General features: G+C 54.0%; 23 protein-coding genes and 1 pseudogene. 14 read left to right on the top strand and 10 right to left on the bottom strand.

Going from position 1 to position 26737, the window contains the following annotated elements:
• Positions 1 to 9: 9 nt before the first annotated feature.
• The gene (locus tag F0Q32_RS19650) at positions 10 to 753 is read right to left on the bottom strand and encodes a type 2 GTP cyclohydrolase I (RefSeq protein WP_149464557.1); all 744 of its coding nucleotides are present in this window, start codon (positions 751 to 753) and stop codon (positions 10 to 12) included.
• A 278-nt stretch (positions 754 to 1031) separates the two neighbouring features.
• On the opposite strand from F0Q32_RS19650, the gene dtpD reads away from it, so the two are divergent.
• Positions 1032 to 2507, top strand: a complete 1476-nt coding sequence (gene dtpD, locus F0Q32_RS19645; RefSeq protein ID WP_149464419.1) for a dipeptide permease DtpD — start codon at positions 1032 to 1034, stop codon at positions 2505 to 2507.
• A gap of 4 nt (positions 2508 to 2511) precedes the next feature.
• Here dtpD and phrB read toward each other — a convergent pair whose 3' ends face one another.
• The 3 genes from phrB to F0Q32_RS19630 form a co-directional block, all read right to left on the bottom strand.
• Positions 2512 to 3930, bottom strand: coding sequence for a deoxyribodipyrimidine photo-lyase (gene phrB, locus F0Q32_RS19640; protein ID WP_149464418.1), 1419 nt, complete (start codon positions 3928 to 3930; stop codon positions 2512 to 2514).
• A gap of 12 nt (positions 3931 to 3942) precedes the next feature.
• A complete protein-coding gene (locus tag F0Q32_RS19635; protein WP_149464417.1) occupies positions 3943 to 4899 on the bottom strand; it encodes a DUF523 and DUF1722 domain-containing protein in 957 nt (318 codons plus the stop codon).
• Between the two features lie 109 nt (positions 4900 to 5008).
• The gene (locus F0Q32_RS19630; RefSeq protein WP_149464416.1) at positions 5009 to 5215 is read right to left on the bottom strand and encodes a YbfA family protein; all 207 of its coding nucleotides are present in this window, start codon (positions 5213 to 5215) and stop codon (positions 5009 to 5011) included.
• Between the two features lie 429 nt (positions 5216 to 5644).
• Between F0Q32_RS19630 and kdpF the strand changes: the two genes are divergently transcribed.
• From kdpF to speF, 7 genes are all read left to right on the top strand, one after another.
• Entirely contained in the window at positions 5645 to 5734 is a 90-nt protein-coding gene (gene kdpF, locus F0Q32_RS19625; RefSeq protein WP_149464415.1) for a K(+)-transporting ATPase subunit F, read from the top strand.
• Complete coding sequence (gene kdpA / locus F0Q32_RS19620; RefSeq protein ID WP_149464414.1) at positions 5734 to 7401, top strand: potassium-transporting ATPase subunit KdpA; 1668 nt, start codon at positions 5734 to 5736, stop codon at positions 7399 to 7401. Before kdpF ends, kdpA begins: the two co-directional genes overlap by 1 nt.
• Positions 7402 to 7421: 20 nt before the next feature.
• On the top strand, positions 7422 to 9470 hold the full coding sequence (gene kdpB, locus F0Q32_RS19615; protein WP_149464413.1) for a potassium-transporting ATPase subunit KdpB: 2049 nt from the start codon (positions 7422 to 7424) through the stop codon (positions 9468 to 9470).
• 8 nt (positions 9471 to 9478) lie between these two features.
• A complete protein-coding gene (gene kdpC / locus F0Q32_RS19610) occupies positions 9479 to 10054 on the top strand; it encodes a potassium-transporting ATPase subunit KdpC (protein ID WP_149464412.1) in 576 nt (191 codons plus the stop codon).
• Between the two features lie 2 nt (positions 10055 to 10056).
• Positions 10057 to 12744, top strand: a complete 2688-nt coding sequence (gene kdpD / locus F0Q32_RS19605; protein WP_149464556.1) for a two-component system sensor histidine kinase KdpD — start codon at positions 10057 to 10059, stop codon at positions 12742 to 12744.
• The gene (gene kdpE, locus F0Q32_RS19600; protein WP_149464411.1) at positions 12741 to 13418 is read left to right on the top strand and encodes a two-component system response regulator KdpE; all 678 of its coding nucleotides are present in this window, start codon (positions 12741 to 12743) and stop codon (positions 13416 to 13418) included. The genes kdpD and kdpE overlap by 4 nt, the downstream gene beginning before the upstream one ends.
• A gap of 267 nt (positions 13419 to 13685) precedes the next feature.
• A complete protein-coding gene (gene speF / locus F0Q32_RS19595; RefSeq protein ID WP_149464410.1) occupies positions 13686 to 15848 on the top strand; it encodes an ornithine decarboxylase SpeF in 2163 nt (720 codons plus the stop codon).
• A gap of 237 nt (positions 15849 to 16085) precedes the next feature.
• Here speF and pgm read toward each other — a convergent pair whose 3' ends face one another.
• Together pgm and seqA are read right to left on the bottom strand one after the other, a co-directional pair.
• Positions 16086 to 17726 (bottom strand): phosphoglucomutase (alpha-D-glucose-1,6-bisphosphate-dependent), encoded by a 1641-nt coding sequence (gene pgm / locus F0Q32_RS19590; protein WP_149464409.1) that lies wholly within the window; start codon positions 17724 to 17726, stop codon positions 16086 to 16088.
• Positions 17727 to 17750: 24 nt separating this feature from the next.
• Positions 17751 to 18308, bottom strand: coding sequence for a replication initiation negative regulator SeqA (seqA, locus tag F0Q32_RS19585; RefSeq protein ID WP_149464408.1), 558 nt, complete (start codon positions 18306 to 18308; stop codon positions 17751 to 17753).
• 183 nt (positions 18309 to 18491) lie between these two features.
• Between seqA and ybfF the strand changes: the two genes are divergently transcribed.
• From ybfF to fur, 4 genes are all read left to right on the top strand, one after another.
• Entirely contained in the window at positions 18492 to 19256 is a 765-nt protein-coding gene (gene ybfF, locus F0Q32_RS19580; protein ID WP_149464407.1) for an esterase, read from the top strand.
• 129 nt (positions 19257 to 19385) lie between these two features.
• The gene (gene ybfE, locus F0Q32_RS19575; protein WP_149464406.1) at positions 19386 to 19679 is read left to right on the top strand and encodes a LexA regulated protein; all 294 of its coding nucleotides are present in this window, start codon (positions 19386 to 19388) and stop codon (positions 19677 to 19679) included.
• A gap of 150 nt (positions 19680 to 19829) precedes the next feature.
• Positions 19830 to 20360, top strand: coding sequence for a flavodoxin FldA (gene fldA / locus F0Q32_RS19570; protein ID WP_149464405.1), 531 nt, complete (start codon positions 19830 to 19832; stop codon positions 20358 to 20360).
• 281 nt (positions 20361 to 20641) lie between these two features.
• Positions 20642 to 21094: a ferric iron uptake transcriptional regulator gene (gene fur, locus F0Q32_RS19565; RefSeq protein ID WP_013367108.1), complete on the top strand. Its 453-nt coding sequence runs from the start codon at positions 20642 to 20644 to the stop codon at positions 21092 to 21094.
• A 52-nt stretch (positions 21095 to 21146) separates the two neighbouring features.
• On the opposite strand, the gene F0Q32_RS19560 is transcribed toward fur, so the two are convergent.
• The gene (locus tag F0Q32_RS19560) at positions 21147 to 22013 is read right to left on the bottom strand and encodes a LysR family transcriptional regulator (protein ID WP_149464404.1); all 867 of its coding nucleotides are present in this window, start codon (positions 22011 to 22013) and stop codon (positions 21147 to 21149) included.
• 107 nt (positions 22014 to 22120) lie between these two features.
• On the opposite strand from F0Q32_RS19560, the gene F0Q32_RS19555 reads away from it, so the two are divergent.
• The gene (locus F0Q32_RS19555) at positions 22121 to 22819 is read left to right on the top strand and encodes an HAD family phosphatase (protein WP_149464403.1); all 699 of its coding nucleotides are present in this window, start codon (positions 22121 to 22123) and stop codon (positions 22817 to 22819) included.
• A gap of 53 nt (positions 22820 to 22872) precedes the next feature.
• Here the strand turns inward: F0Q32_RS19555 and chiQ are convergent, their stop codons facing one another.
• Both chiQ and chiP read right to left on the bottom strand, forming a co-directional pair.
• Positions 22873 to 23205 carry a ChiQ/YbfN family lipoprotein gene (gene chiQ, locus F0Q32_RS19550; protein ID WP_149464402.1) on the bottom strand — a complete coding sequence of 111 codons (333 nt, stop codon included), beginning with the start codon at positions 23203 to 23205 and terminating at the stop codon, positions 22873 to 22875.
• A 51-nt stretch (positions 23206 to 23256) separates the two neighbouring features.
• Positions 23257 to 24660, bottom strand: a complete 1404-nt coding sequence (chiP, locus tag F0Q32_RS19545) for a chitoporin (RefSeq protein ID WP_149464401.1) — start codon at positions 24658 to 24660, stop codon at positions 23257 to 23259.
• A gap of 79 nt (positions 24661 to 24739) precedes the next feature.
• On the opposite strand from chiP, the pseudogene F0Q32_RS26835 reads away from it, so the two are divergent.
• Positions 24740 to 24856, top strand: a pseudogene (locus F0Q32_RS26835) (hypothetical protein); the annotation flags it as partial.
• Between the two features lie 194 nt (positions 24857 to 25050).
• Here the strand turns inward: F0Q32_RS26835 and glnS are convergent.
• Positions 25051 to 26715, bottom strand: coding sequence for a glutamine--tRNA ligase (gene glnS / locus F0Q32_RS19540; protein WP_149464400.1), 1665 nt, complete (start codon positions 26713 to 26715; stop codon positions 25051 to 25053).
• Positions 26716 to 26737: the final 22 nt, after the last annotated feature.

Here is a 26737-nt window from a genome sequence, read left to right as displayed (position 1 = left end):
CCTCTTTAATCAGGCCGGGTTAGGGATGTCGACAAAGGTCACATCCAGATCGGTTGTTTCATTCAGCCATTCGCTTAATGCGCGAATGCCGCCACGTTCAGTGGCGTGATGCCCTGCCGCATAAAAATGCAGCCCCTGTTCACGGGCGGAGTGGATGGTTTGTTCGGACACTTCGCCGGTGATAAACGCATCCACCCCAAAACGGGCGGCGCTATCGATAAAGCCTTGTCCACCGCCGGTGCACCACGCTACGCGGCTGACTTTATCCGGCCCGGTATCGCCGCTCCACAGTGGTTTGCGTCCCAGACGCGCTTCAATCCATGAAGCAAGCTCAAGCCCGGAAACCGGCATGGAGAGCTCACCCCAGGGCACCAGCGGCTCGATTTCGCCCATCACATTGATGCCCAGCAACTGCGCCAGCTGCACGTTGTTGCCCAACTCCGGGTGCGCATCCAGCGGTAAATGCCAGCCAAAAAGGTTAATGTCATTGCTGAGCAACGCTTTCAGGCGGTTGCGCTTCATGCCACGAATCACCGGTGATTCACCTTTCCAGAAGTAACCGTGATGAACGATAACCGCATCCGCCTGCTGGCGAACTGCTTCGTCAATCAACGCCTGGCTGGCGGTCACCCCGGTAACAATTTTTTGAATCTCTTCACGACCTTCGACCTGTAAGCCATTTGGCGCATAGTCGCTGAAGGCGGCGCTGCCGAGTTTTTCGTTAATCAGTTGTTCCAGCTCGGTATTTTTCATCATCGCTCCCTTGTGCGCGAATGTCGTATCACAGACTAAAATAGCGTCCTCTTCGCCTGACGTCGATAACCCATTCTTTGTAGTCGAAATCGTGCGTCAAACGAGCCCTATCAACATTTAATCACACAAATTACTTTTCTTTACCTGAACGATATCCTGTATATTTATGCAAACAGACAGCATATTACATAAATATTTTGAGCTGCTTCGCAAAAATACATCACGAAAACAAATCTATCCGGCGCTGAGATGCTGGACAGAACCGAGGTTAAAGCACTATGAACACGTCACAGCCGCGAGCGATTTACTACCTTGTCGCCCTGCAAATTTGGGAATACTTCAGCTTTTACGGCATGCGCGCGCTGCTGATTCTGTATCTCACCAACCAGCTTAAGTACGACGATAACCACGCCTATGCACTGTTCAGCGCCTACTGTTCACTGGTTTACGTGACCCCTATCCTCGGCGGCTTCCTCGCAGACAAGTTATTGGGAAATCGTATGGCCGTCATGATCGGCGCGTTCCTGATGGTGGTCGGTCACCTGGTGCTGGGTGCCAGCGAAATAGCGCCGGTGTTCCTCTACCTGTCGCTGGCAATTATTGTCTGCGGTTATGGGTTGTTTAAATCTAACGTCAGTTGCCTGCTCGGCGAGCTATATCATCCGGAAGATCCGCGTCGTGACGGGGGATTCTCACTGCTGTACGCCGCCGGGAACATCGGTTCAATTGTCGCCCCCATCGCTTGCGGCTACGTGCAGCAGGAGTATAGCTGGGCAATGGGCTTTGCGCTGGCGGCCATTGGTATGCTGGCCGGGCTGGTAATTTTCCTGTGCGGTAATCGCCACTTCACCCATACCGCGGGCGTCAATAAAGCGGCGCTGCATGCATGCCAGTTTGGTCTGCCAAACTGGGGCTGGCTGCTGGTGCTGCTGGTTGCCACGCCACTGCTGATCACCGTTTTGTTCTGGAAAGAGTGGTCGGTGTATGCGCTGATTGTCGCCACGGTGATTGGCCTTGGCGTGCTGGCAAAAATCTACACCAAAGCGGAAAACAGCAAACAGCGTAAAGAGCTGGGGCTGATTGTGGTGCTGACCTTCTTCAGCATGCTGTTCTGGGCCTTCGCGCAGCAGGGCGGCAGCTCCATTAGCCTGTACATCGACCGCTTCGTAAACCGCGATATCTTCGGATATGAAGTCCCTACCGCCATGTTCCAGTCGGTGAACGGCTTTGCGGTAATGCTCTGCGGCGTGGTGCTGGCGTGGCTGATTAAAGAAGGGGTGAGCGGCAACCGTACCGTGCGTATCTGGGGCAAATTTGCCCTGGGTTTAGGGTTGATGAGCGCAGGTTTTTGCATTCTGACCCTCAGCGCACGCTGGTCAGCGGCCTACGGTCACTCCTCTTTGCCGCTGATGGTGCTGGGGATGGCGGTAATGGGCTTTGCCGAACTGTTTATCGACCCGGTCGCCATGTCGCAAATTACGCGTATTGAAATTCCCGGCGTGACCGGCGTACTGACCGGGATCTACATGCTGCTGTCCGGGGCGATCGCCAACTATCTGGCGGGCGTGATTGCCGACCAGACATCGCAAAGCGCCTTCGATGCGGCGGGCGCGGTGAACTACGCTATCGACGCCTACATTGACGTCTTTAGCGAGATTACCTGGGGCGCGCTGGCCTGCGTGGGTGCAGTGCTAGTCATTTGGCTCTACCAGGCGCTGAAATTCCGCGCCCGTCGGATTGCCGTTGAAGCCTGATGAATCAACCTTTCCGCGCCGCCTCATAGGCGGCAAGCGTCTCACCCCGCGCCTGTTTGTGATCGACAATCGGGCGCGGATACGCAAGCGTTACACCCTCTTTATCCGCCCATTTCCAGGGTTCATGAATCGCTTTTTGCGGAACCTCCGCTAACTCTCCGACCCACGCGCGAATAAACTGGCCCTCTTTATCAAACCGTTCGCCCTGAGTGGTCGGGTTGAAGATGCGGAAGTAAGGCGCTGCATCCGTGCCGGTAGACGCCGCCCACTGCCAGCCGCCGTTGTTCGCCGCCAGGTCGCCATCAATCAACTGCGACATGAAGTAACGTTCACCTTCGCGCCAGTCGATAAGCAGATCTTTCACCAGAAAACTGGCGGCGATCATCCGCAGGCGGTTATGCATCCAGCCCGTGGCGTTAAGTTGCCGCATCGCCGCATCGACAATCGGGTAGCCCGTTTGCCCTTCCTGCCAGGCTTTCAGATGCTCAGGCGAGACGCGCCATTTCACCCGTTCCGTCCAGCCGATAAAGGGGCGATGTTTACACAACGCCGGGTTATAGGTCATCAGATGACGGTAAAATTCACGCCAGATTAGCTCATTAAGCCAGACGCTTCCCGGCCCGTCATCCAGCGTTTTGGGCTGTTCGGTCAGCAGGCGATGCAGACACTGGCGCGGGGAGATAGCCCCGACGGCAAGCGCCGCAGACAAACGACTGGTGCCCTCAATCGCCGGGAAATCACGTGCAGACGCGTACTCCCCCGCGCCCTGCTGGCAGAACTGCCGTAGCTGGCGAATCGCGCTTTTTTCATCGGCGGCAAAAAGCGATGCATCAAAATCCTGATGCGAATAGCTGAACGTAATCGGCGAAAGGGTTACGTTGTGCGCCGCATTTTTCCGCTTCGCGGGGGCCGCGACGCACTCAGGCATGCCGTCATTCAGGCGCGTCAGCCACGCTTTTTTAAACGGTGTGAACACTTTGTACATCTCATGATTGCCGGTCATCACCGCGCCCGGCGGCAGGATCACGCTGTCATCAAATCCCTGACAGCGCACCCCGTCCAGCGTTTTTTCTACCGCGGCATCGCGCTGACGTTCGTTCACTTCATATTGATAATTGTAGAAAAGAGAGCTCACCTCATGCTCATCGCAAAAGGCTTTTAACGCCTCTACGCTTGCAGCGAAGTCATCGACTTCCACAAACGCCAGCGGGATCCCCTTCTCTTCCAGCGACCCGCGCAGCGCAGTGAGGTGGGCATAAATATATGCCGCCTGTCTGGGGGACATCGCATGTTGCTGCCACTGCTTTGGCGTGGCGATATACAGCGCTATCACCGTCGCATCGGCAGAGCGACAGGCAGCAGATAGCGCAAGATTGTCATTCAGGCGTAAATCGTGGCGAAACCACATCAGATGGGTGGGCATAGCGCTCCTGCATTAAGATCCATAACGTAAACGAAGGGCCTCCGGCCAGGGGTCGAAATAGCGTTGTGTGGCGAGATAAGTATCGGGAAATTCTGCCATATAGTGTTTGAGCAGCGTAACGGGCGCAAGCAGCGGCTGCGTGGCCAGACGGTAGCCCTCAATCAGGCTTGAAAGCTCCTGGCGCTGGCGGCTGTTAAGCTGTTTACGGAAATAACCCTGCACGTGCATCAGCACATTGGTGTGATTACGCCGGGTGGCCGGAATAGAAAGCAGGTTCATCAGCCGCTGGCGATAAGCAATAAACCACGCGTCGAGCGATTCCCACTCATGTAACGTGGCGACAAAACGGCCCAGTTCGCGGTAATCAGGCTGTGAATGGGCCAACAGTGAGAGTTTGTAGCGGCTGTGATAAGCAATCAGTTTGCCGCGCGTGAGGCCTTCTTCGCGCAGGCTGTTCAGTTCATGCAGCGCGTATATGCGCTCGACAAAGTTTTCGCGCAACACCGGATCGTGCAGCCGCCCATCTTCCTCCACGGGTAGCCACGGAAAGCGCGCCATCAGCGCTTCGGTGTAAATACCGCGCCCGGCTTTACGGTTGTTTTTGCCGTCCACTTCATAAATGCGCACCCGCTCCATACCGCAACTGGGTGATTTTGCGCAGACGATATAGCCACAAAGCCTATCGAAAGATTCTATGCGTTGCGCGCTAAAGTCGCGCATAGCCTGGGTTAAATCACCTTCCCTGCCATCACTAAAACGCAGTGCAACCTCGTCTTGCGCCGCCTTCACCAGCCGTAACGCCGGGCGTGGCACAGGTAAACCTATTGCCATCTCCGGGCAAACCGGCTCGAAACGCACCCACGGCGATAACTCTTCCACCGCAAAGGGCAAACGCTTATGGCCGCCGTCAAAACGGACGGGCTCACCTAACAGACAGGCGCTGATGCCAACGGGGATTTTCTTTTGCATACTGACTCCTTACTTCCTCTCTGTAAGTGTAGCCAGCAGGCATAAAAAAAACCGCCGTCAAATGACGGCGGTTCTCGTTGAAAAGTCTGATTTACAGGCTGTGCAGCGCTTAGTAGAAGTCGCTCGCTGCTTTTTCGGCCTGATCCATCCACACCGGCTTATCGCTGGTTTTCGACCAGACGCGATGCAGATAGCTGTAAAAACGTGCGCGATCTTTCCAGAACAGCATGATCGGCAGGGCAATGACGCCAGCCGCCACGGCGAAAGTACGACGCAAAATGACAATATGTGCTGGATATTCTTTATACAGTTCCATAATTCTCTCCCCTTACACTTCATCCTTCAAGCTGCCTCTGCGTTGGCTGCGCTTGCTCACCCCAGTCACGTACATTTGTACGCTCCAGGGGATTCACGCGCTTGCCGCCTTGATGCAACCTGAATGATTTTGTGTTCGTTGGCTGGCAATAAACGCCATAAAAATGAATCTCAGTAATCTGGTTAAAATAATACCGCTTTGACTGTAATTTTACTACTCATCCGACCACTTATTTTTGGTTATCTAAGTTTAATTTACATTCACACTGTAACTAAGTTACAAAAAAGTTAAATTAATACTAACCATGAGTTAAATCATGGTCTTTGCCATTTTTATACTTTTTTTACACCCCTCCCCCTGATTTTTGCGAAATCTTTGCACCGAAAATCCTACCGTTAATCCAATCACTTAATGTGTTGGAGGTGGGTTGTGACTACAGGCGTAATAGCCGGCATGGTGCTGGTGTTCCTGTTACTGGCGTATCTGGTGTACGCCCTGCTGAAGGCGGAGGTGTTCTGATGGCCGCTCAGGGATTTTTACTTATCGCCAGTTTCTTAGTCGTTCTGTTCATACTGGCGCGCCCGTTAGGCAAAATGCTGGCGGGCATGATCGCCAACGAACCACTGCGCGGTGAAGCCGTACTGTGGCGAACGCTGGGGATTTCGACCGACGAAATGAGCTGGCAGCGGTATGCGCTCGCCATTCTGCTGCTCAACCTTTGCGGACTGGTCGCCCTGTTCGCGCTGCTGATGCTCCAGGGCGTGCTGCCGTTTAATCCGCAGGGGTTCCCGGGGCTCTCCTGGCATCTGGCGCTTAACACTGCTGTCAGCTTTGTCACCAATACCAACTGGCAATCATACGGCGGGGAAACCACGCTCAGTTATCTCAGCCAGATGGCTGGCCTGACCGTGCAAAACTTCCTGTCGGCGGCGAGCGGTATCGCGGTGCTTTTCGCCCTCGCCCGCGCATTTTTCCGCCAGCGTGTAACGACGCTTGGGAACGCATGGGTCGATCTGGTGCGCATCACGCTGTGGGTGCTTCTGCCGTTATCGCTGCTGGTTGCGCTGTTCTTTATTCAGCAAGGCACGCTGCAAAACCTGCTGCCGTATCAGCACATCACCACGCTGGAAGGCATTAGCCAGCAGTTGCCGATGGGGCCTGTAGCCTCACAGGAAGCGATCAAAATGATCGGCACCAACGGCGGCGGTTTCTTCAACGCCAACTCATCGCATCCGTTTGAAAACCCGACTGCGCTAACGAATTTCGTGCAGATGCTGGCGATCTTCCTGATCCCTGCTGCGCTTTGCTTCGCTTTTGGTGAAGTGGTGAACGACAAACGCCAGGGCCGCGCGATTCTGTGGGCAATGGGCATCATCTTTGTCATTTGCGTCGCGGTAGTGATGTGGGCGGAAACCAAAGGCAACCCGCACCTGATGGCGCTGGGCGCAGACAGCAATCTTAACCTGGAAGGGAAAGAGAGCCGCTTTGGCATTCTTGCCAGCAGCCTGTATGCGGTGGTGACTACGGCGGCATCCTGCGGCGCGGTCAACGCAATGCATGACTCGTTTACCGCACCTGGCGGCATGGTGCCGATGTGGTTGATGCAAATTGGTGAAGTGGTGTTTGGCGGTGTCGGCTCCGGGCTGTATGGCATGTTGCTGTTCGTTCTGCTGGCGGTGTTCATCGCCGGGCTGATGATTGGCCGTACGCCAGAGTATCTCGGTAAAAAAATCGACGTGCCTGAAATGAAAATGACCGCGCTGGCGATTCTGGTGACGCCGACGCTGGTATTGCTCGGCACCGCACTGGCGATGATGACCGACGCCGGGCGCAGCGGCATGCTCAACCCAGGCACCCACGGCTTTAGCGAAGTGCTTTACGCCGTTTCCTCTGCGGCAAACAACAACGGCAGCGCCTTTGCAGGATTAAGCGCCAACACTCCGTTCTGGAACTGCCTGCTGGCGTTTTGCATGTTGCTGGGCCGTTTTGCGGTGATTGTGCCCGTGCTGGCCATCGCCGGGTCGCTGGTGAACAAAAAAATCCAGCCCACCACGCCCGGCACGCTTGCCACTCACGATGCGCTGTTTATCGGCCTGCTGATTGGCACCGTGCTGCTGGTCGGTGCCCTGACCTTTATTCCCGCCCTGGCGATTGGCCCGGTCGCGGAACATCTTTCCCTGTTTTAAGCATTGCGGAGTATGTGTTTATGAGTCGCAAGCAACTGGCGCTGTTTGACCGCAAACTGGTTGGGCAGGCGATTACCGACGCCATTAAAAAACTGAGCCCGACCATTCAGTGGCGCAACCCGGTGATGTTTATCGTTTGGATTGGCAGCGTGCTGACCACCGTGATGAGCCTCGCGATGGCGACCGGGCACATGCCGGGTAACGCGTTGTTTAGCGGCGCGATCGCCCTGTGGCTGTGGTTTACGGTGCTGTTCGCCAACTTCGCCGAAGCGATGGCGGAAGGCCGCAGCAAGGCACAAGCTAACAGCCTGAAGAGCGTGCAGAAAACCGCCTTCGCCCGCAAACTTCGCGCCCCGCAGCACGGGGCCGAAATGGACCACGTACCGTCTGATGAACTGCGCAAAGGTGACGTGGTGCTGGTTGAAGCCGGTGACATCATTCCCTGCGATGGCGAAGTGATTGAAGGCGGCGCGTCGGTGGATGAAAGCGCCATCACCGGGGAATCGGCACCCGTTATTCGTGAATCCGGCGGCGATTTCGCGTCGGTGACGGGCGGTACGCGTATTCTCTCCGACTGGCTGGTGATCCGCTGTAGTGTGAACCCGGGCGAAACCTTCCTTGACCGCATGATCGCCATGGTCGAAGGCGCGCAGCGTCGTAAAACCCCAAACGAAGTGGCGCTGACGATTCTGCTGGTCGCCCTGACGATTGTCTTCCTGCTGGCGACCGCCACCCTGTGGCCCTTCTCCACCTGGGGCGGTAAACCGGTGAGCGTGATCGTGCTGATAGCTCTGCTGGTGTGTCTGATCCCAACCACCATCGGCGGCCTGCTGTCGGCCATCGGCGTCGCCGGGATGAGCCGCATGCTGGGCGCTAACGTAATTGCCACCAGCGGCCGCGCGGTAGAAGCCGCAGGCGACGTCGATGTATTGCTGCTGGATAAAACCGGCACCATTACCCTCGGCAACCGCCAGGCATCGCAATTTTTACCGGCTAACGGCGTGGATGAAAGAACGCTGGCCGACGCCGCGCAGCTCTCGTCGCTGGCCGATGAAACGCCCGAAGGCCGCAGCATCGTGGTGCTCGCCAAACAGCGTTTTGGCCTGCGCGAGCGCGACGTGCAGCAGTTACACGCCACCTTTGTGCCCTTTACCGCACAAACCCGCATGAGCGGGATTAACATCGATAACCGCCTGATCCGTAAAGGTTCAGTGGATGCTATTCGTCGCCACGTTGAAAGTAACGGTGGGCAATTCCCGGCGGATGTCGAGCATCTGGTCGACGGCATTGCGCGTCAGGGTTCAACGCCGCTGGTGGTAGTGGAAGGCGCGAAAGTTCTTGGGGCGATTGCCCTGAAAGATATCGTAAAAGGCGGCATTAAAGAGCGTTTTGCGCAACTGCGCAAAATGGGTATCAAGACGGTGATGATCACCGGCGATAACCGCCTGACCGCCGCCGCGATTGCCGCCGAAGCGGGCGTCGATGATTTTCTCGCCGAAGCGACGCCGGAAGCCAAGCTGGCGCTGATTCGCCAGTATCAGTCCGAGGGGCGCATGGTGGCGATGACCGGCGACGGCACCAACGATGCCCCGGCGCTAGCGCAGGCTGACGTCGCTGTGGCGATGAACTCCGGCACCCAGGCGGCGAAAGAAGCCGGCAACATGGTTGATCTCGATTCCAACCCGACCAAGCTGATCGAGGTGGTGCATATCGGTAAACAGATGCTGATGACCCGTGGCTCACTTACCACCTTCAGCATCGCTAACGACGTAGCGAAATACTTCGCCATTATTCCGGCGGCGTTTGCCGCAAGCTGGCCACAACTGGGTGTGCTGAACATTATGCATCTGCACTCGCCGAATTCAGCGATTCTGAGCGCGGTGATTTTCAACGCCCTGATCATTGTCTTTCTGCTACCGCTGGCGCTGAAAGGCGTGAGTTATCAGCCTCTTTCCGCTTCTGCCATGTTGCGCCGTAACCTGTGGATTTACGGCCTCGGCGGCCTGATTGTGCCGTTTATCGGCATTAAAGCTATCGATCTGTTACTGACTCTGTTTGGTCTGGTGTGAGGTATACCATGTCTCTGCTTCGTCCTGCTGTTGTGATTTTTCTTTTTCTGGCGCTTATCACCGGCGGCGCTTACCCGTTGCTGACCACCGCGCTCGGCCAGTGGTGGTTCCACGATCGGGCCAACGGTTCGCTGATTATTGAGGGCAATGAGGTTCGCGGTTCCACGCTGATTGGGCAAAACTTTACCCAACCTGGCTATTTCCACGGTCGCCCCTCTGCCACGTCAGACATGCCCTACAACCCGATGGCGTCGGGCGGCAGTAATCTGGCTGCGAGCAATCCGGCGCTGGATGACGTAATTCGTGCGCGCTTGGCGCAACTGCGAACTGCCAACCCGGATGCCCCGGCAATCGTTCCCGCGGAACTGGTGACGGCCTCCGCCAGCGGGCTTGATTACGGCCTGACACCGGAAAGCGTGCGCTGGCAAGTGCCGCGCGTCGCCAAGGCGCGTCACGTCTCAGTTGAATGGCTCAATCAACAAATTGATGCCGCCACGCAGAAACCGCTGCTCGGTTTTCTCGGCCAACCTGTGGTAAATATTGTTGAGCTGAATATGGCATTGGATGCCCACAAGGATAACTGATGATGACCGACGAGCCGCAACGCCCAAACCCGGATCGCCTGCTGGAGCAGGCGGCCTCCTCGCATCGCGGAAAGCTGAAGATTTTCTTCGGTGCCTGTGCGGGGGTGGGCAAAACCTGGGCGATGCTGGCGGAGGCACAGCGTCTGCGGACGCAGGGGCTGGATATCCTGGCGGGCGTGGTGGAAACCCACGGGCGTAAAGAGACGGCGGAAATGCTTAAAGGTCTGGCGCTGCTACCGCAAAAACGCCTCGCCTGGCAGGGCCGTTATCTGCATGAGTTTGACCTGGATGCCGCCCTCGCCCGCCGCCCGGCGCTGGTCCTGATGGATGAACTGGCGCACAGCAACGCGCCCGGTTCGCGTCATCCCAAACGCTGGCAGGATATCGACGAACTTCTGGAAGCCGGAATCGACGTCTTTACTACTGTTAATGTCCAGCATCTGGAAAGCCTTAACGATATCGTCAGCGGCGTCACCGGCATTCAGGTGCGCGAAACAGTGCCCGACCCGTTCTTTGATGCCGCTGATGAAGTCGTGCTGGTGGATCTGCCTCCGGATGATTTACGCCAGCGGCTGAACGAAGGCAAAGTCTATATCGCCGGGCAGGCCGAACGCGCTATCGAGAATTTTTTCCGTAAAGGGAATCTCATCGCCCTGCGTGAACTGGCTCTGCGCCGCACGGCGGACCGCGTGGATGAACAAATGCGCGCCTGGCGCGACACGCAGGGGCAGGAAAAAGTCTGGCATACCCGCGACGCGATCCTGCTTTGTGTTGGACACCATACGGGCAGTGAAAAACTGGTGCGCACCGCCGCACGTCTGGCGGCGCGTTTAGGCAGCGTCTGGCATGCCGTATATGTAGAAACACCGACGCTACATCGCCTGCCGGAGGCACAGCGCCGCGCAATCCTCAGTTCACTCCGTCTGGCGCAGGAGCTGGGCGCGGAAACCGCCACCCTTTCCGATCCCTCGGAAGAAAAAGCGGTGATCCGCTACGCGCGTGAGCATAACCTTGGCAAAATTGTGATCGGCAGGCAGGAAAAGCGTCACTGGTGGAGCGGCGAGCGCTTCGGCGATCGCCTGGCACGCCATGCGCCGGATCTCGATCTGCTGGTCGTTGCAATGGACGAAAAGCCCGAACCGCTACCTTCATCAACCCGCGATCCGCGCAGCTTCTTTGACAAATGGCAGGTGCAAATCCGTGGCTGCGCGGTGGCATTTGCCCTTTGTGCCGCCATCACGCTTGTCGCGGCGCAGTGGTTGATGGCGTTCGACGCCGCCAACCTGGTGATGCTCTATCTGCTCGGCGTGGTGATCGTCGCCCTCTTCTATGGCCGCTGGCCCTCGGTGCTGGCGACGTTTATCAACGTGATCAGCTTCGATCTCTTCTTTATTGCCCCGCGCGGTACGCTGGCGGTGTCTGATGTGCAATACCTTCTGACCTTCGGCGTGATGCTCACTGTGGGGCTGGTGATTGGCAACCTGACCGCTGGTGTACGCTATCAGGCGCGCGTGGCGCGCTATCGCGAACAGCGCACCCGCCATCTGTACGAGATGTCGAAAGCCCTGGCAGTGGGACGCAGCGCCGAAGATATCGCCCGCACCTGCGAGCAGTATATTCAGTCTACCTTTAATGCCCGCAGCCAGGTGCTGCTTCCCGATGAAAACGATAAGCTCACGCCGTCCACACAGCAGGATGGCCTGACACCGTGGGATGATGCGATTGCGCGCTGGAGCTTCGATAAAGGCCTTCCCGCCGGAGCGGGCACCGATACCTTGCCAGGCGTGCCGTATCAGATCCTGCCGCTAAAAAGCGCCAGCAAAACGCTGGGGCTGGTGGTGGTCGAACCGCTTAACTTGCGCCAGTTGATGATCCCTGAGCAGCAGCGTTTACTGGAGACATTCACACTACTGGCCGCGAGCGCGCTGGAACGGCTGGCGCTAACCGCCAGTGAAGAACAGGCGCGTTTTGCCAGCGAACGGGAAAGTTTACGCAACTCGCTGCTGGCCGCGCTTTCCCATGATTTGCGCACGCCCCTGACGGTGCTGTTTGGTCAGGCGGAAATTCTGACGCTCGATCTCGCCAGCAGCGGCTCACCCTACGCCCCGCAGGCCAATGAAATTCGCCAGCATGTGCTCAACACCACACGGCTGGTGAATAATTTGCTCGATATGGCCCGCATTCAGTCCGGCGGCTTCAATCTCAATAAAGAGTGGCTGACACTGGAAGAAGTGGTCGGCAGCGCGCTGCGTATGCTGGAACCCGGCCTGAACGGGCTACAGATTGCGCTGTCGCTTCCCGACCCGCTGATGTTAATTCACGTCGATGGCCCACTCTTTGAGCGCGTGCTCATCAACTTGCTGGAGAACGCAGTGAAGTACGCCGGATCGCAAGCTAAAATTGGTATTAACGCCAGCGAGCAAAATCATCAGCTCTGTATCGATATCTGGGATAGTGGACCGGGTATTACCCCTGGTCAGGAAACGCGAATTTTTGATAAATTCTCACGCGGGAATAAAGAATCTGCCATTCCCGGCGTCGGGCTGGGGCTGGCGATTTGCCGGGCCATTGTCGATATTCATGGCGGCACGCTTTCAGCCAGCAACCGCCCTGAAGGTGGCGCCTGTTTTCGTGTTACACTTCCGCTGGAGTCTCCACCGGAACTTGAAGAATTTCATGAGGATATGTGACCAGCGTTCTGATTGTTGAAGATGAACAAGCCATCCGCCGTTTTCTGCGCACCGCGCTGGAAGCCGAAGGGCTGCGCGTATTTGACGCTCAAACGTTGCAACGTGGGTTACTTGAAGCGGCGACGCGCAAACCCGATCTGGTTATCCTCGATCTCGGCTTACCCGACGGCGACGGTATCGATTTTATCCGCGATTTTCGCCAGTGGAGCGCTACGCCGGTGATAGTGCTTTCCGCACGCAGCGAAGAGCACGACAAAATCGCCGCACTGGATGCAGGCGCGGATGATTATCTCAGCAAACCGTTTGGCATCGGTGAGTTGCAGGCCCGCCTGCGCGTCGCACTACGCCGCCACGCCACTACCCAGCCCAACGACCCGCTGGTGACGTTCTCTGATGTGCAGGTCGATCTCGCCGCTCGCCGCATTGTGCGCGGCGGTGAAGAGGTTCACCTCACGCCTATCGAATTTCGCCTGCTGGCGGAATTGCTCAATAACCCGGGGAAAGTCCTGACTCAACGTCAGTTGCTGAATCACGTCTGGGGGCCTAATGCGGTGGAACATAGTCATTATCTGCGCATTTATATGGGGCATATTCGGCAAAAACTGGAAGCCGACCCGGCACGGCCAAAACATTTCCTGACGGAGACGGGAATTGGTTATCGTTTTATGCTTTAAATAAATAGTTATTTCCATTCCATAGAAATAAAACACTAAATATATTCCATGGGGTAATTCCAAGGTATTATTCCACGGAATAACCCACTCCTTATTTCTGTTTTTTTATCGAGCAAGCTCACAAAAAAACGCTATTTTAGCCGTGCATCACTCCATTAATTATTGATAACATCCCACCGACAGTTAATCTGCGACGTCGTGATCACCTTCAGGGAACAGGCAAGTTTAAGGCTTGCTGAACTAACGTTATTAAGGCAAAAGGACATCATGAAAAAATTAAAAATTGCCCTGGGCAAGGCTTGCCCGCAGGCGTTCATCACAACCCGCGAGTTCACCCCACTCGACACCGCAAACTTTGTCGATGTTGCTGCCGTCGTTCTGAGTTATGCTGAACTCAATGATGAAATATTGAATCGCATTAACCTTACCGGATATTCACTACCGATCTTCGTCACAATAGCGCCCACACAGAATATCCATGAAAAATACCTGGCATCTATTACAGCTATTTTCTCAGAAAACCCAGAAGATGCTGAATATCAAGGAAGGCAACTTGAAACCGCGGCACTGAAATATGAAAGCAATATTCTCCCTCCTTTCTTTCATGCGCTCGTCGATTACGTTGAACAAGGTAACAGCGCCTTCGATTGTCCCGGGCATCAGGGAGGGCAATTCTTCCGTCGTCATCCTGCGGGGAATCTGTTCGTCGACTATTTTGGTGAAACGCTTTTCCGCTCAGACTTGTGTAACGCCGATGTCGCGATGGGCGATCTGCTCATTCATGAAGGGGCGCCCTGTACTGCCCAGCAACATGCGGCAAACGTGTTCAACGCCGACAAAACCTACTTCGTGCTAAATGGGACCTCCTCATCGAACAAAGTGGTACTGAACGCTCTGCTCACACCAGGCGATTTAGTACTCTTCGATCGCAATAACCATAAATCCAACCACCACGGCGCACTGCTTCAAGCCGGTGCGACGCCCGTTTATCTGGAAACCACGCGTAATCCTTACGGCTTTATCGGCGGAATTGACGCTCACTGCTTCGAGGAGAGTTACCTGCGTGAGTTAATCGCTGAAGTGGCTCCCGCTCGTGCGCAGGAAAAGCGACCTTTCCGTCTGGCTATTATTCAGTTAGGAACCTACGACGGCACAATTTACAACGCGCGTCAGGTTGTCGATAAAATTGGCTCCCTGTGCGACTACATCCTTTTTGACTCGGCCTGGGTTGGCTATGAACAATTTATTCCGATGATGGCTGATTGCTCGCCGCTACTGCTTGAGCTCAACGAAAATGACCCGGGTATACTGGTCACTCAGTCGGTGCATAAACAGCAGGCCGGGTTCTCACAAACATCGCAAATTCACAAAAAAGACAGCCACATTAAAGGGCAGCCGCGCTACGTTCCACATAAACGCCTGAACAACGCCTTTATGATGCATGCTTCCACCAGCCCGTTCTATCCACTGTTCGCCGCACTGGACGTCAACGCGCAGATGCACAAAGGTGAAAGTGGGAAAAAAATGTGGATGGATTGCGTGAAAAATGGCATCGAAGCGCGCAAATTGATTCTTAGCCGTTGCCGCCACATTCGCCCGTTTGTGCCACAGACAATCGACTCTAAGCCATGGCAAAGCTGGGATACTGACGTTATCGCCAACGATCTGCGTTTCTTCCATTTTGTACCCGGTGAACGCTGGCACGCCTTTGAAGGCTATGCCGATCATCAGTACTTTGTTGACCCCTGCAAACTGCTGCTCACCACGCCGGGTATCAACACACAAACCGGCGAGTACGAAGCGTTTGGCGTACCGGCGACCATTCTGGCGAACTTCCTGCGTGAAAATCACGTTGTACCGGAAAAATGCGACCTGAACTCGATTTTGTTCCTGATGACGCCAGCAGAAGACCAGCCAAAACTGCAACAACTGGTTGCACTGCTGGAGCGTTTTGAACAATTACTGGAGGAAGATGCTCCGCTTGCTGACGTATTACCGTGCCTGTACAAACAGCATCAGCAGCGTTACTTCGGATATACCCTACGCCAGCTCTGCCAGGAAATGCACGATCTCTACGCCCGTAATAACGTTAAACAACTGCAAAAGGAGATGTTCCGCAAAGCCCATCTACCTCGCGTGGTAATGAGCCCTCAGGAAGCCAACTATGCCTATCTTCGTGGGCAGGTGGATTTAGTGTCTCTGCGTAATGCTGAAGGACGCATTGCGGCTGAAGGCGCACTTCCTTACCCACCGGGCGTGTTGTGCGTCGTACCTGGCGAAATTTGGGGTGGTGCGGTGCTGAACTATTTTGCCGCGCTGGAAGAAGGTATCAATCTGCTGCCGGGCTTCGCGCCAGAATTACAGGGGGTTTATATCCAGGAACATGACGGCCGCAAAGAGGTGTGGTGTTACGTGATTAAAGAGAGTTAATTGCACGACACGCCATTATAAAAGGAGCCTTTCGGCTCCTTTAGATGACTGACAAAGTGCGCTTTGCTCATGCCGGATGCGGCGTAAACGCCTTATCCGGCCTGCAAAATAGTGCAAATTCACTATATTGCAGAAACCTTGTGGGCCTGATAAGCGTAGCGCATCAGGCAATGTTGCGTTTGTAATCAGTCACCAATAAAAAAGGAGCCTTGCGGCTCCTTTTTTATTTCTTCGCTTTTACGCGTTTTTCAGCACTTCGCTGACAATCTCAACCGCTTCTTTCTCAATCTGCTTGCGGTGTTCTTCGCCGAGGAAGCTTTCGCAATAGATTTTATACGCGTCTTCCGTGCCTGACGGACGTGCGGCGAACCAGCCGTTGTCGGTCATCACTTTCAGACCGCCGATGGATGCGCCGTTACCCGGTGCCGCCGTCAGACGTGCGGTGATCGGATCGCCTGCCAGCGTGCTGGCGCTCACCATCTCTGGGGAGAGTTTAGACAATGCCGCTTTCTGCGCAGACGTCGCCCCCGCCTGCAAACGATTGTAGCTTGGCGCACCGAAGCGTTTTGCCAGCTCGTTGTAATGCTCTTGCGGGTTCTTACCAGTAACGGCGGTGATTTCCGCTGCCAGCAGGCACATGATGATGCCGTCTTTATCGGTGGACCATGGGGTACCATCGAAGCGCAGGAAAGAAGCCCCGGCGCTCTCTTCGCCGCCAAAACCGAAGCTGCCGTCAAACAGGCCATCTACGAACCATTTGAAGCCCACCGGTACTTCCACCAGCTTGCGGCCCAGATCGTTAACTACACGGTCGATCATTGCGGAAGACACCAGCGTTTTACCTACGGCGACGTCTTTGCCCCACTGCGGGCGGTGCTGGAACAGGTAGTTGATAGCAACCGCCAGATAGTGGTTCGGATTCATCAGGCCCGCAGGCGTGACGATACCGTGACGGTCGTAGTCCGGGTCGTTGGCGAACGCGAGGTCAAACTTATCGCGCAGCGCCAGCAGGCCCGCCATCGCGCACTCGGAAGAGCAGTCCATGCGGATTGCGCCATCTTTGTCGAGATGCATAAAGCGGAAAGTCTGGTCAACCTGGTCGTTAACGATGGTCAGATTCAGCTTGTAGTATTCGCCGATACGTTTCCAGTATTCGATACCGGAACCCCCCAGCGGATCGACGCCTAGCGTCAGGCCCGCTTTCTGGATAGCCGCCATATCGACGATATCCGCCAGCCCTTCAATGAACGGCTGAACCAGGTCCATCTCTTTCACATGACCGGACGCCAGCGCGGCATCCAGCGAAATACGTTTCACGCCTTTCAGGCCATCGGCCAGCAGCGCATTGGCGCGATCTTCCACCACTTTGGTGACGTTAGTATCGGCCGGGCCACCGTTAGGCGGGTTGTATTTAATACCGCCATCTTCCGGCGGGTTGTGAGACGGCGTAATCACAATACCGTCAGCCAGTGGGCCACCCTTTTTGTTGTGGACCAGAATCGCATTCGACACAGCAGGCGTCGGCGTAAAGCCGTTATTTTCCTGCACAATGACATCCACACCGTTTGCCGCGAGCACTTCGAGCACCGAGATAAACGCCGGTTCAGAGAGCGCGTGGGTATCTTTACCGACGAAGCAAGGACCGGTAATGCCGTTTTTCGCACGATCTTCGGCGATAGCCTGCGCGATCGCCAGAATATGAGGTTCATTAAAACTCTGGCGCGCCGCGCTACCACGGTGTCCGGAAGTACCGAACTTCACTGCATGCTCTGCGTTACCCACTTCCGGTTTCAGCACGTAGTACTGAGACGTCAGTTGGGCGACGTTAATCAAATCACTCTGTTGTGCAGGTTGGCCCGCACGGTTATGGATTGCCATTGCTTGATCCTTCTTATGCAAGGGTTAGATTGTGCCGCATACCTTTTCGATTAATTCAGCGGGGAACTGCATAAATTGCATAATGTGTTCCACCATACTGCATTTACGACCGGTGTTGGTATTCGTAATCACCCAATATGGGGTTTCCGGTACCTGTTTCGGTTTAGTCTGATTACCGTTTTTCAGCAGGGTTTGCTCATTGGCGGCAAAGTAGACACGCGTACGCCCGTGAAGCGATTCCGTCGCCTCGGCAAACGCGTTGTTATCCAGTTTGTAGAGCGTCGTCAGGATCAGCATAAAGCGATTGACGGCTTTTTTCTGCTCAGCGTATTCGTCAGAGAGCAGCAGTTCACGCATAGCACGAACTTTGTCTTTCGCGGTTTTAACCGGTTTTACCTCGGCAACTGGAGCAACCTGAGCAGGCGCAACTTCAGTTTTGGCAACCGGAGCAGCAACAACAGGTTGTGATGCGGCGGTAAACTTCAGCATCCGCCGTAAAATGTCAGATGCGCTCTCGCCAATGTGCAGTGTGTGGGCGGCAATATAGCGATAGAGTTCGTCATCAACTTCGATCGTTTTCATCTTAATCCAGTGCAATTATTTTTCTGAATACAAGTTGCTGGGATTTTATGTTCAAAACCCAACAGCGGATAGCGTCATACCAGGATAGCGGCAAAAATGGGATAAAAATCGTATCTTGCCCCTGAACGTGAGAATGTCCAACATAATACCCTAACCCGACAGAGCGAAAAAAAGAACTTTGCTATGAAATTGAATACCCGAGCGCAAACTGCACAAAACCTGCACAATAATTCCCCCATTCTGCTCGTTCACGGCCTTTTTGGCAGCCTGGACAACCTCGGCGTGCTGGCGCGCGACCTGGTGACCGACCACGATATTCTGCAAGTGGATATGCGTAACCATGGTCTTTCTCCGCGAGCAAACGAAATGACCTACCCGGCGATGGCCCAGGATCTGCTGGATACCCTCGACGCCCATAACATCGAGAAAGCCACGGTGATTGGTCACTCGATGGGCGGCAAAGCAGTGATGGCCCTGACCGCGCTGGCCCCGGAACGCATCGATAATCTGGTCGCCATTGATATCGCGCCGGTGGACTACCAGGTGCGACGCCACGATGAGATTTTTGCGGCAATTAACGCGGTCACCAGCGCGGGGGTCTCCTCGCGCCAGCAGGCTGCAACCGTAATGCGCGAATTTTTAGCCGAAGAAGGCGTGATTCAATTTCTGCTGAAGTCGTTTGTCGACGGCGAGTGGCGCTTCAACGTACCGGTCCTGTGGGATCAGTACCCGCACATCGTCGGCTGGGAGACAATTCCGGCATGGGAACATCCGGCACTGTTTATCCCTGGCGGAAATTCCCCTTATGTTACCGAAGCTTACCGGGAGGCTCTGCTCTCGCAATTCCCGCAGGCACGCGCACACGTCATTGCAGGCGCTGGTCACTGGGTGCATGCAGAAAAACCGGACGCGGTGCTGCGCGCTATTCGTCGATATTTAGCAGACTGATTAAAAACTCAACGACCGCGCGCCATTATGGTCGTGGTCGTTGGCGTGTCGGTTGCGGTGATGTATGATTGCGCGCTGTCTGCACCGGGCGTTTCCCGGTAGCTTGTTTCCCCGAAGTCACTCTGAACCATGGCAAAAGAACAAACGGACCGCACGACAATTGATTTGTTCGCAAATGAGCGTCGGCCGGGAAGACCCAAAACCAATCCGCTTTCGCGTGACGAACAGCTGCGCATCAATAAGCGTAATCAATTAAAACGCGATAAAGTTCGCGGCCTGAAGCGTGTCGAACTGAAACTCAATAGCGATGCGGTAGATGCCCTGAACGAACTGGCAACCGCGCGCGATATGAGTCGCAGTGAGCTTATCGAAGAGATTCTGATGAGCCAGTTAGCCCTGCTTCGCGCGCAGGAAAAGCTCTGAAAATTTCATAAAACCCCGCTTTCATGTAGCAGAGTGTGCAGTCCGGTACGATTGCTGATTCCGCACCCTTCTCTGTTCTGCTATGATTGCCCTTATCTGTGGGCAATACGCCACCACCATATCATTAAGTTTCAAGAGGTTATTTAACTCATGGCAATCGTTGGCATTTTCTTTGGTAGCGACACCGGCAATACCGAAAATATCGCAAAAATGATTCAGAAACAGCTTGGTAAAGACGTTGCCGACGTGCATGACATTGCCAAGAGCAGCAAAGAAGACCTGGCTGCATTCGACATTCTGCTGCTGGGTATCCCTACCTGGTACTACGGTGAAGCGCAGTGCGACTGGGATGATTTCTTCCCGACGCTGGAAGAAGTTGATTTCAATGGCAAACTGGTTGCACTGTTCGGCTGCGGCGACCAGGAAGACTATGCGGAATACTTCTGTGATGCGCTGGGCACTATTCGCGACATCATTGAACCGCGCGGTGCAACCATCGTCGGCCATTGGCCAACAGCCGGTTACCACTTCGAAGCCTCTAAAGGCCTGGCTGATGACGATCACTTCGTGGGTCTGGCTATTGATGAAGATCGTCAGCCGGAACTGACCGCTGAACGTGTAGAAAAATGGGTTAAACAGGTCTCCGAAGAGCTGCATCTGGAAGAGATCAAAAACGCCTGATGTTTGTTGCGGTGTGATTGTTAAATCACACCGCATTAATAGGCAAAAGCAATCAAAATAATAGCTACAATTTTTTAACTTTTGAGCGCAAATCTGTACAATATCTTCTGAATTTAGCGAGTTTGCTGGTCAAGCCTCGTTTTCGAAATCTTTATTCGCCTGGGTCTTGCTGTTTTCATTTAGAAGGCGTCATTCTATAATGAGACGCATTACACTCGGTGCACTCTCTGTGATACTTCCGCGTTTGGAAGTCAATCGTTTAGCAACAGGACAGATTCCGCATGACTGACAACAATACCGCATTAAAGAAGGCTGGCCTGAAAGTCACACTTCCCCGGTTAAAGATCCTGGAAGTGCTTCAGGAACCAGACAATCACCATGTCAGCGCGGAAGACTTATATAAACGCCTGATCGACATGGGTGAAGAGATTGGTCTGGCGACCGTCTACCGTGTTCTGAACCAGTTTGATGATGCGGGCATCGTAACGCGCCATAATTTTGAAGGCGGTAAGTCCGTTTTCGAACTCACTCAACAACACCATCACGATCACCTGATCTGCCTCGACTGCGGCAAGGTTATCGAATTCAGCGATGATTCCATCGAAGCTCGCCAGCGTGAAATTGCCGCGAAACACGGTATCCGCTTAACCAACCACAGCCTGTACCTGTATGGTCACTGCGCTGAAGGCGATTGCCGCGAAGATGAACACGCACATGATGGTGTAGAGAAGTAATTTTCACACTGAAATGACAAAACCAGCTTACGGGCTGGTTTTTTATGGTGGTCTATGGCTTCATTTCCATCACCATCCGCAGAAAATTGTCCCGTCCTTCATGCTCTCGCGTAGGATCCCAGGCCATCGCAATTTCCCACCCCACTTTGACATTAGCCAGTTCGACCATTTTTACCCCGGCAGGCAGAACGTTACAGATACTCTCAGGCAAAAAGGCAATACCGTTGCCGCCACCGATCAGCGCCAGTAAAGAATGCATATCGTCGGAAACGGATACCGCATGCACATCGGGAAACTGCTCGGCGAGGATGATGCGAACCTGCTCAGCCAGACACGGCGCGGCGTGCGTACTGAGACGTAATAACGGATAGTGTTCAACAAGATGATGTAATCCTTCTTTTACAGACGCATTCGCGGGAACGGCAAGCACCAGACGCTCCTGTTTAATCACAAAATGTGACAGAGGCGGCAGAACGGGCAGCCGCAAGAAACCAATATGCAGCGCTCCTTCGAGCAGCATTCGGCACTGCACGCTTGAAGGAATGTTGTTGAGCGAGACGGTGACATCAGGAAAACGCGCCTGAAAAGTATTAATCCATTGCGGCGTAAGAGAATATGTCGATAGCCCAAACCCGAGGGCGAGTTTGGCTGTCGCCCCCCGTTTGATATCCCCGGCAAATTTCCGCAATTCGCGGTAACGCACCAGAAATTCGCACGCCTCGGGGTAGAACAATTTCCCCTGGCAAGTAAGTGTTGCACCGTGGCGCCCACGAGTAAAAAGCACCAAACCCAAATCGTCCTCCAGCACCTGGATCTGTTTGCTTAACGCAGGCTGAGTGATACACAACGCATCTGCAGCGGCATGGTAACTCCCCTGCTCCGCGAGCGTAACAAATGCCTGTAGTCGGCGATTTTCCATTCCCGTTTTTTATCCCTGCGCGAAAAAAAAGCATTATACATAGCCCCTGTTTCAACCGATTATCCATAAAAAGTCACAGAATGTTTTCAGAAGATACAGGGGGAAAAATGACTCAAGCGATGCCCGTACTGACTGCTGTCCTTTTTGATATGGATGGCGTGTTGATCGATTCAAACCTCGTGATTGAGAAGGCATGGAGAGGGGCTGGCAAGCTTTACGATCGTGATATCAGCAACGAAGATATTGCTCTACACATTCATGGTCAACCGGGGCCACATACAATTCGCGCACTCTTCAGCGATCTTTCCAGGAAAGATCAGGCGATCGTTCAGCAGTACATTATCGATGCAGAAAATAATGCGGATTACGAGCCCATTAAGGGTGTTGCCGAGTTTATTACAGCCCTACACCATGCAGGGGTCATCATCGGTATCGTCACCAGCGGCTGGCGCAAGAAAATCGATCGTGTTATTCATATGCTGGGTGTAGACGATGCGATTTCAATCATCGTCGAACGTGATGATGTCGAAAGAGGAAAGCCCTGGCCTGACCCCTATTTGTTGGCGGCAACGCAACTGGGGATCACACCAGATAAGGCATTAGTTTTTGAAGATTCCCACAGCGGGATCACCTCCGCTGTCAGCGCGGGTACGTACTGCGTTGGCGTCGGTAGCGAGGCGTTACAAAACGGTGGTCCGGAGTGTGCCGTAATCGATTTCAGTCACCTTCAATGGCACACCGATGAGGCAGGACAATTCATCTTATCGCTTCGACCTGGGAATACGATAATGTTGATACCCGCTTAGTTTGCACATTCATGCAGCCGTGCCCGACAAGCAAGCTTATCGGGCACGTTATCTTAACGGGGAGTATTATTACTGCGAATTTCCTGCCAGATTAACCCGCAATCTTTCTTCACAGCCTGATCGTTGCCGGTTTTTCTCGCCAGAATGCACGCCTGGTAATCGCTTACCCGCACAGTTTCCTGATTAGCAAACTGCTGATGCGCCTTCTCCTGCTTCAGTACGTTCAGCACCTGCTGGCAGGCTTCGATTTTCTCCGGCGAGCCTTCCGCGGTGTTAATACAGGCACTATAGGCATCTTTTAAACGCGTATCTTCTTTCGGTGCTTCAGACTGGGCGCAACCTGCCAGCGTCGCGACCAGCGCAGCAATCATCACTGTTTTTTTCATATTATTAGCCTTATACGACACGGCGGGCGCTGCGGCCCGCCGGTATGCTTATCAGAAGATAGTGAACGGTGCGATAACCATGAATTTCACGTCGCGTTCATCCTGGAAGATGTTGCCATAACCACCGCTCCAGCTCGGGATATCGGAGTGGTTGTCGTACTGGGTGAAGTGCAATTTGAACAGGGTGCCTTTCGCGCGGCCTTCCTGTACGGTGTACGCCACGTCAAAGCTGTAAGAAGACTCTTCGATAGTTTTGTTTTTGTCGTAGTACGCGTCCGGGTTGATCTGCCAGGTAGACGGTTTGGCATCCCAGGCGTAAACGTATGATGCGCCCACAGCCCAGCCCGGCAGGTTCCAGTTCTTCAGGTCATACATCGCGCCGAAGAACACCGCTTTTTCGCCGTTGGCGTTGAAGTCAGAACGGTTATCCCACCAGATATCCAGACGACCGTTTGAGGAGGCGTAGGTTGGGGTCATACGCTGTAAGAAGAAGCCCTGCTGGCCTTCTGCCTTAACCCAGGTCCCTTCCAGGCGCAGGTCAACCTGACCCACTTTGTAACCGAAGGTGAGTGCCTGCAGCCAGGCAGTGCCGTCGTAAATGTCGTTTACGCTGCGATCGTCTACTTTATCGCGAGTACCGTAGAACTGATAGCTGGTAGACAGCGGGCTACCGGCGATATCAAATTTGTAGCTGGCTTTGGCGAAGTATTGATCGACATAGCCTTCCGCCTGACCAAATGCCGCTTCCAGCACCAGGTCATTTTTGAAGTCATATTTCATACCGATGGAGTGCAGATAATCGACTTTCGTGCGCTTATCGTTCTGGTAGAAATTATCCATTTCGATATGCCATGGGGCCTTATATTCATTGGTCCACATGTAGGAGAAGCTCAGCGCGCCAGCGTCGTCAAAATCAAAGTTCGCCCCGGCTTCTGCGCCCTGATAAGTACCCGGCATAAAGCTCCAGTGCGGCGCTAACAATGTTTGGCCGGTCGGCTGGATATAACCACCACGCGCCCAAACCGGGCCGTATTTAAATTTCGCCGCGGCTTTATAAAGGCTCACACCGCTTTTATCGCCGGAGTAATCTTCCGAGTAGCCTTTATTTTTAGACGAGAACGCAATTTCGTTCGGGTGACCACTTTCTGAGGATTCCGCCATTTCGATAGCGGTGAACGCCGCAATATCGAGGCCGAACATATCAGCAGCATAGCCGGACTGGAAATCGAGGTTGGCGTTCCAGGTAGAGTGAGAAAGGTTGGTTTTATATTTGTCGTTGTCGGTTACATCTTTACGGTCACGTTCACGCTGCCAGTAATAGATGCCGCCCGTTAACGTAGAGTCATCGATAAAGCCTGCTGCACTCGCCTGGGGAACAACCACCAGGCCCGACATTGCTGTTACACCGGCAATAGCCAGCGCCAGCGTACTACGTTTGCCACTGAACGTACGCATATGTGTATCCTCTTTGACTTTTAAAATGCCGCTGCAAAGCAGAGGCTAAAAATAAAAAAACAGATAAAAAAGTAGCGTAGTGAAAAGCACCTTTTGCTACAGGATTAGATTATTTTTCGCGACGCGAATTATCAATCCTTTTTCGCAAGCAAAACGCAGGACTATGACAAAGCGCACATATTTCGTTGCGTCTTGTAACAAATGCGATTTATTAACATTAAGCGGCGCAATGCCTTATCTCATCAGGGGAAAATGTTAATAGCACAGGTTGCGAGGATGTATCTGGGCGAAATGATGCAAACGGGTGATGGCTGGATAAAAAAGATTAATTCGCATCGCGAATATGAGACAAAAAACGCCGCGTGAGCGGCGTTTTTCACAAACAAGGGATTATTCGCCCGCTTTCGCCCAGGTATCACGCAGCCCAACGGTGCGGTTGAACACCAGTTTTTCTGCGGTAGCGTACCGGCTGTCGAGGCAGAAGTAGCCTTCACGCTCGAACTGATACGCTTTACCGGCAACAGCAGCTTTCAGAGACGGTTCAGCAAAGCCCTGCTTGATAATCAGCGAATCCGGGTTCATCACCGACAGGAAGTCATCTGCCGCACCTGGGTTCGGCACGCTGAACAGACGGTCATACAGGCGGATTTCAACCGGCAGCGCATGTGCCGCACTCACCCAGTGGATAACACCTTTTACTTTACGGCCATCAGCCGGGTCTTTGCTCAGGGTATCGGCATCGTAAGTACAGAAGATGGTGGTGATATTGCCTTCTGCATCTTTCTCTACACGTTCTGCTTTAATCACGTAAGCATTACGCAGACGCACTTCTTTACCCATCACCAAACGCTTGTACTGCTTGTTAGCTTCTTCGCGGAAGTCAGCGCGATCGATCCAGATTTCACCGCTAAACGGTACTTCACGGCTGCCCATTTCCGGTTTGTTCGGATGGTTCGGCATGGTGACCATTTCGCCTTCGCCCTGATAGTTTTCGATAACCAGTTTCACCGGATCGATAACAGCCATTGCGCGCGGGGCATTTTCGTTGAGATCTTCACGAATGCAGGATTCCAGCGACGCCATCTCAATGGTGTTGTCCTGCTTGGTCACGCCAATGCGTTTGCAGAACTCACGGATAGCTGCAGCGGTGTAACCGCGACGACGCAGACCAGAGATGGTCGGCATACGCGGGTCATCCCAGCCTTCAACGTGTTTTTCCATGACAAGCTGGTTCAGCTTACGCTTGGACATCACGGTGTATTCCAGATTCAGGCGCGAGAATTCGTACTGGCGCGGATGAACCGGAATAGAGATGTTATCGAGAACCCAGTCATACAGGCGACGGTTGTCCTGGAACTCCAGGGTACACAGGGAGTGCGTAATGCCTTCCAGCGCATCGCTGATGCAATGGGTGAAGTCGTACATCGGGTAGATGCACCACTTGTTGCCAGTCTGGTGGTGATCGGCAAATTTAATACGGTACAGCACCGGATCGCGCATGACGATGAACGGCGACGCCATATCGATTTTCGCGCGCAGGCAGGCTTTACCTTCTTCAAAACCGCCGGTACGCATTTTCTCGAACAGCGCCAGGTTTTCTTCGACGCTACGGTCGCGGAACGGGCTGTTTTTACCCGGCGCAGTCAGAGTGCCGCGGTATTCGCGGATCTCTTCCGGCGACAGTTCGTCAACATAGGCCAGGCCTTTGTTGATCAGTTCAACGGCGTACTGGTGCAGTTGATCAAAATAGTCTGAGGAGTAGTGAATATCACCGGCCCAATGAAAACCTAACCACTCGACGTCGTGCTTGATAGACTCGACGTATTCGATATCTTCTTTTACCGGGTTAGTGTCATCAAAACGCAGGTTGCACAGGCCCTGATAGTCCTGCGCGACGCCAAAGTTCAGGCAGATCGATTTCGCATGGCCGATGTGCAGATAACCGTTCGGCTCAGGCGGAAAACGGGTATGGACTGTGGTGTGCTTCCCACTGGCCAGATCTTCATCGATGATCTGACGAATAAAGTTACTCGGGCGGGCTTCAGCCTCACTCATCGTGGATTCCTCAAAAGCGTAA

This window comes from Pseudocitrobacter sp. 73, from assembly GCF_008369545.1.
Taxonomy (GTDB): Bacteria; Pseudomonadota; Gammaproteobacteria; order Enterobacterales; family Enterobacteriaceae; genus Pseudocitrobacter; species Pseudocitrobacter vendiensis.
Note: the sequence above shows the minus strand (reverse complement) of the source record. Positions and strands in the feature narration are given on the sequence as shown.